The sequence below is a fragment of the Frankia sp. CcWB3 genome, assembly GCF_977927595.1.
Genome location: NZ_CDWRCK010000053.1, coordinates 1 through 5,076 on the forward strand (window position 1 = coordinate 1; position 5,076 = coordinate 5,076).

The 5,076-nt window shown below is 70.3% G+C and carries 3 protein-coding genes and 1 pseudogene; 3 read left to right on the forward strand and 1 reads right to left on the reverse strand.

Annotation, left to right across the window (positions count from 1 at the left end; all coding sequences use genetic code 11):
* Positions 1–241 precede the first annotated feature (241 nt).
* Entirely contained in the window at positions 242–1,120 is an 879-nt protein-coding gene (locus tag ACY5KJ_RS06475; RefSeq protein ID WP_462188766.1) for a hypothetical protein, read from the forward strand.
* Between the two features lie 88 nt (positions 1,121–1,208).
* Here ACY5KJ_RS06475 and ACY5KJ_RS06480 read toward each other — a convergent pair whose 3' ends face one another.
* Positions 1,209–2,075 carry a rhomboid family intramembrane serine protease gene (locus ACY5KJ_RS06480; protein WP_462188765.1) on the reverse strand — a complete coding sequence of 289 codons (867 nt, stop codon included), beginning with the start codon at positions 2,073–2,075 and terminating at the stop codon, positions 1,209–1,211.
* Positions 2,076–2,506: 431 nt separating this feature from the next.
* Here ACY5KJ_RS06480 and bioA point away from each other — a divergent pair, with 431 nt between their 5' ends.
* Entirely contained in the window at positions 2,507–3,793 is a 1,287-nt protein-coding gene (gene bioA / locus ACY5KJ_RS06485) for an adenosylmethionine--8-amino-7-oxononanoate transaminase (RefSeq protein WP_462202992.1), read from the forward strand.
* A gap of 663 nt (positions 3,794–4,456) precedes the next feature.
* Positions 4,457–5,076: pseudogene (locus ACY5KJ_RS06490) on the forward strand (GGDEF domain-containing protein); the annotation flags it as partial.

Genomic DNA, 5,076 nt, shown 5'->3' on the forward strand with positions numbered 1-5,076 from the left:
GAACCGTCACCTACAGCAAGATCACTAAAGCAGGTGAATGTTTACCCGCCATCGAGGCCGTCCGGTGTTTGTATCGTATGTCCGCCATGTGGCAAAAAGCACCCCGCTGCGTAGCGCCTCCGATCCGTCCGTCAAGATGCAGTTCTCGCCCTCAGGCACCGGCGTCATTTTCCGGGGTCGGCCGATCATGGGCGTCTTCGGCATAGCGGCAGACAGAGATCGAGGGAAAGGACGTGCGGTCGTGCGATGGGGTAGGGGCGACGTGGCGACCACCACGGTCGCGGCGAGGATCGCGACGCTTCTGACGGAGCAGGCCGGCGGCGCGGCGCTTACGGATCCGCGGCTCGCCGCGGCGGCCAGCCGTTCCTGGACGCTGACGGAGACGACCGACTCCGCCGGGTGCGTTACCTGTCGGGTGACCACGGCCGTTGTCGCGGGCGCCGCCGCGGGCGCCGCTGCGACGGCCTCCGAGGTCCCCGTCGTGACGGGACCGCAGCCGGATCCGACCCTGTCGTACGAGCAGCTCGTTCGCTACCGTGACGCTCTGCTCGCCGCGGACTTCGCCGTTCAGGAGGTCTTCGAGGGCTGGCGGACGGTCGCTCTCGACGTGCGGGTCGCGGAGGAGACCGCTCCGGCCGACCTGCCCGAGGCGACCGCCGAGGCCGGTGAGGCTGTCGAGACCGCCGAGGCTGTCGAGACCGGTGAAGCCGCCGAGACCGGAAGGGTCGGCGGCGAGGCGTCGGCGCCGCTCGAGTTGGCCACTGGTCCGATCTCGGACGAGGCCCCCTTCTCGACCGCCGTGGACTCGCAGCCGGCCGTGGACTCGCAGCCCGCGGAGGTCGCCTCGACAACCGGGGAACAGCCTGTCGGGCCCGCAGCGGCGGCGGAGGCCGAGGACGCGCCGGTCGTGACGGGTGGCCGGAAGCGGCCCGGCCGGAGGTCGGCCGACGCGGGCCGTCCGCGAGCCCGGCGCGGTCTGTTGCGACGTCGTGTTCCCGCCGGGAAAGCCGCGGCCGTGGCATCCGCGGCCGACACGGGCGGCTCCGACGACGACGCGGCGGACCAGGCTGCCGACTCCACCACCCCCGACTCCATCGCCGGCGGGTCGCCGGCGGCCTGACGCCGGACCGCTGGACTGCCTGACCGCCGGGCGGACCTTCGCGGCTTCGGGACTGCTCGACGGTCAGGCCGCGGAAGACCGGGATCGCTCAGTAGGGGCGGCGGTGGCGGGCCGACGAGTTCCCCGTGCCGCGAATCCAGCCGTGCTGGGGTACCCGGAGCGGCGTCCCGGGGCCGGCGGCTCGCAGCCGGCTGATGAACGGCATGACGAGCAACGCGCCGGCCGCGAAGCCGACTACATGTGCTCCGTACGCCACGGTACCGCTGTCGACGACGCCGAATCCGGTGAAGTAGATGTACTGCAACGCGAACCAGAAACCGAGGACGATCCAGGCCGGCAGCCAGAACGGCAGAAAGAACAGGACGGAGACCAGGCCGATGACGCGAGCCCGTGGAAAGAGCACCAGATAGGCGCCCAACACGCCGGCGACCGCGCCGGAGGCGCCGATCAGGGTGTTCGTCGACCCACCCTCCAACAGGGCGAAGCCGTACCCGGCGGCGTATCCGCAGACCAGGTAGAATAGTGGGTAGAGCAGCCTGCCCATGCGATCTTCAATGTTGTTGCCGAAGACCCCGAGGAACAGCATGTTGCCGATCAGATGAAGCCAGCTTCCATGCAGGAACATCGAGGTCAGCACTGACAGCACCGGAATCTTGTCGAAGCTGAGCGGTGATTCCACGATGCATCCCGGGTTGCCGGCCGCGTCCACCCCGATCCGGCCGGAGTCCGCGGCGGTGAGCTGCGCATTGTGCACCAGCTCCCACGGGATCGCGCCCCACTTCTGGAAGAACCGTTGCTGCTCGCAGATGTTCTGTGCCGCCGACGTCTCCATGCCGGCGACCGAGCTGACCACCGGTTCGAAGAAAACGAAGATCACCACGTTCGCCGCGATGAGCAGCCAGGTCATGACCGGGCGGCGGCGCAGGGGATTGATGTCGTGAATCGGGATGACCACGCTGACATCCTGCCCGATGAGCCTGGGTAGCTGCTCCTACCTGGCACTCCTACCTTGGCACCCAGCCGTACCCGCGCGAGAGACGCCGGGCCGCCAGACACCGGTCAGGCATAACGCGAAAGGGCGCCTTCGACGTGACTTCCTCGTCCTCGTCGACGCGCTCGCCGTCCTCGACGCCGCGGACTTAGTGGGGGTAGCCACGAGTTGGACTCCTGTCGGGTTGGGGTTCGAGGGCAGGACGGGCGGGTGACGAGCTCGGGCGGGTGACGCCGTGGGGTGAGACGCAGTGGTGTGGGACGCACGACGATCGGCCCAGGCCAGCGTCACCCAGGCCACCGCCGTCGACCGGGGTGGGCGAGAGTGGGAAGGTGACCCCTCGTTCGACGACCGCCGTCCCGCCGCCCGCGCTCACCCCCCGGCACCAGGCCCCGGTGGCGGACGTGGGCGACCTCGTCGCCCGCGATCGGCGGGTGGTCTGGCATCCGTATGCTTCGGTGTCCGGCTCCACGCCGCTCTTCCCGGTCGCATCCGCCGCGGGGACCCGGCTGACGTTGACCGACGGTCGGGAACTGATCGACGGGATGTCGTCGTGGTGGGCGGCGATCCACGGCTACCGGCATCCCGTGCTCGACGAGGCGGTGCGCGGGCAGCTCGAGACGATGTCCCATGTGATGTTCGGCGGTCTGACCCATGAGCCGGCGGTGGCCCTCGCCGAGACCCTCGTGGCGATCACGCCGGATCCGTTGCGGCGGGTCTTTCTGTGCGATTCGGGTTCCGTCGCCGTCGAGGTCGCGATCAAGATGGCGCTGCAGTACTGGACCGGGCGGGGCCGGCCGGGCCGGACGCGCCTGCTCACCATCCGGCGCGGCTATCACGGCGACACCTCGGGCGCGATGGCGGTCTGTGATCCGGACGCGGGCATGCATCACCTGTTCAGCCATCTGCTGCCCCGCCATCTGTTCGCCTCCGCCCCGGCCTGCGCCTTCGACGAGCCGTGTGAGGACGCTCACGTCGCCGAGATCGAGGGGCTGCTGGCCGGGCACGCCGGCGAGATCGCGGCGGTCATCTGCGAGCCGGTCGTGCAGGGCACCGGAGCCATGCGGTGGTACGCGCCGGGCTGGCTGGCGCGGCTGCGCGAGCTGTGCGACCACTACGGGGTGCTGCTGATCGCCGACGAGATCGCGGTCGGGTTCGGCCGCTCGGGCGAGCTGTTTGGCTGCAACCATGCCGGCATCAGCCCCGACATCATGTGCGTGGGCAAGGCGATGACCGGTGGCTACCTGTCCATGGCCGCGACGCTGTGCACCGACGAGGTCGCGGCGGGCGTCTGCGACTCGCCGGCCGGCGCGTTCATGCACGGCCCCACGTTCATGGGCAACCCACTGGCGAGCACGGTCGCGAACGCCAGCATCGATCTGCTCCTCTCCTCGCCCTGGCAGGCTCGGGTGTGCGAGATCTCCGCCGGGCTCGCCGCCGGGCTCGCCCCGGCCGCCGACCTGCCCGGGGTCGCCGACGTGCGGGTACTCGGCGCCATCGGGGTGATCGAGACGCGGGAGCCCGTCGACCTGGCCGTGATCCAGCCGCTGTTGGTGGATCTCGGGGTCTGGGTCCGCCCGTTCGGACGGTTGGTCTATACGATGCCACCGTTCATCATCTCCCCCGCCGACGTGGCCACCCTGACCGCCGCGATGGTCGAGGCGGTCGCCCGCACCACCTGATCGCCGCGTCACCGGTTCGTCCGTGTCACCGGCGCGTCGTGCCCTCCGTCGCCGCCAGGGGTCAGGCGCGGACGGCGGGCATCGAGCTGGTCCCTCGGCGGTCTCTTCTCCGGCCGTCACTGGTCTCTGGGCGGCGGACGTGCCGTTTCCCGGGCGTGTCGGATGTGGTCTCTCGAGGGTGTCCCGCAGCCGGCGCGGCTGGGCGGCCCGTCGCGACGCCTCCTTCGGCCCGGCATTCGTCGTCGCAGGTCAGGTGCCATTTCCTGGGCAACTATCGCGCGCGTGCCGGGGAGAAAACACGGCTCGGCGACGCCGGGAACGGCTAAGAACCGGCATTCGGACGGTTGCGAATTGGCGAAGTGCCTTCGTACTCTTCGTTCTCGAGGATTTACCGTGAGTAGCAGCGACCAGGTTGGATTCACCGGGCGGTTCCGGCCGGGTAGGGCCGTGGACAAGAACGAGGAAGGCCATCCACCAATGCCGTTACGCATACGACTGGCGCGAGGTGCGGGTTCCGTTCTGGTGGGCACCCTTCGGCGTGGCTGGCGGCGAGCCCGCGGGGTGACCACGCAGGGAGCGGGCGCGACTGCCCGGACCGATCGCGGGGCGGCACGAGGCGAAGCGTCCGCCCCACCCGCGAGCGCCGAGCCCGTCGCTCCCCGGATGATCGGTCCTCCGCCATTGGGCCCTCATCTGGCCGGCCCACGCCTGGCCGGCTCTCATCTGGCCGGCGCCCACGTCACGGAACCTCGCCTGGCCGTGCTGCGCCTGCTCGGCCACGGCTGGATGCTGTGGCGCGCGCCCGGGGGGTTGATGCGACGGGGGTTGATCGTAGTCTTCTGCTGGCTGAGTGTGGCCGGATTCGCGGCGGCGGGTCTGCGTCCGCGATGGGCCGACCTCGCGGCCTTCGCCACCTTCGTTGTTCTCGGGGCGCTGGCCGTGGTGGCGTCCGGACGGCTGGGTGAGGATCTGACCGTTCCCAGGGCCCGACGCCATGACCTGCTGTCCACCTGGACGGTGGCGGCGGCGGTCCTGCTGCCGCCGTTCTACCCGACGGTTATCAGCCTGCCGCTGTGCTGGCTCGCCGGCCGTCGTGATCCAGTACAGCCGCCGCACCTGCGCGTGTTCCACGCCGCGGCGTTGGGCATCGCGGGCTTCTGTGCCTCCAGTGTCCATCTGCTGCTCAGCCCCGATCGAGGGCCGTTCACCGTCGACAACCTCGTCGGGTCCGGCGTCGCGGTGCTGGCCTTCCTCACCGCGGTCGCGGTCTACCCGGTCGTGGC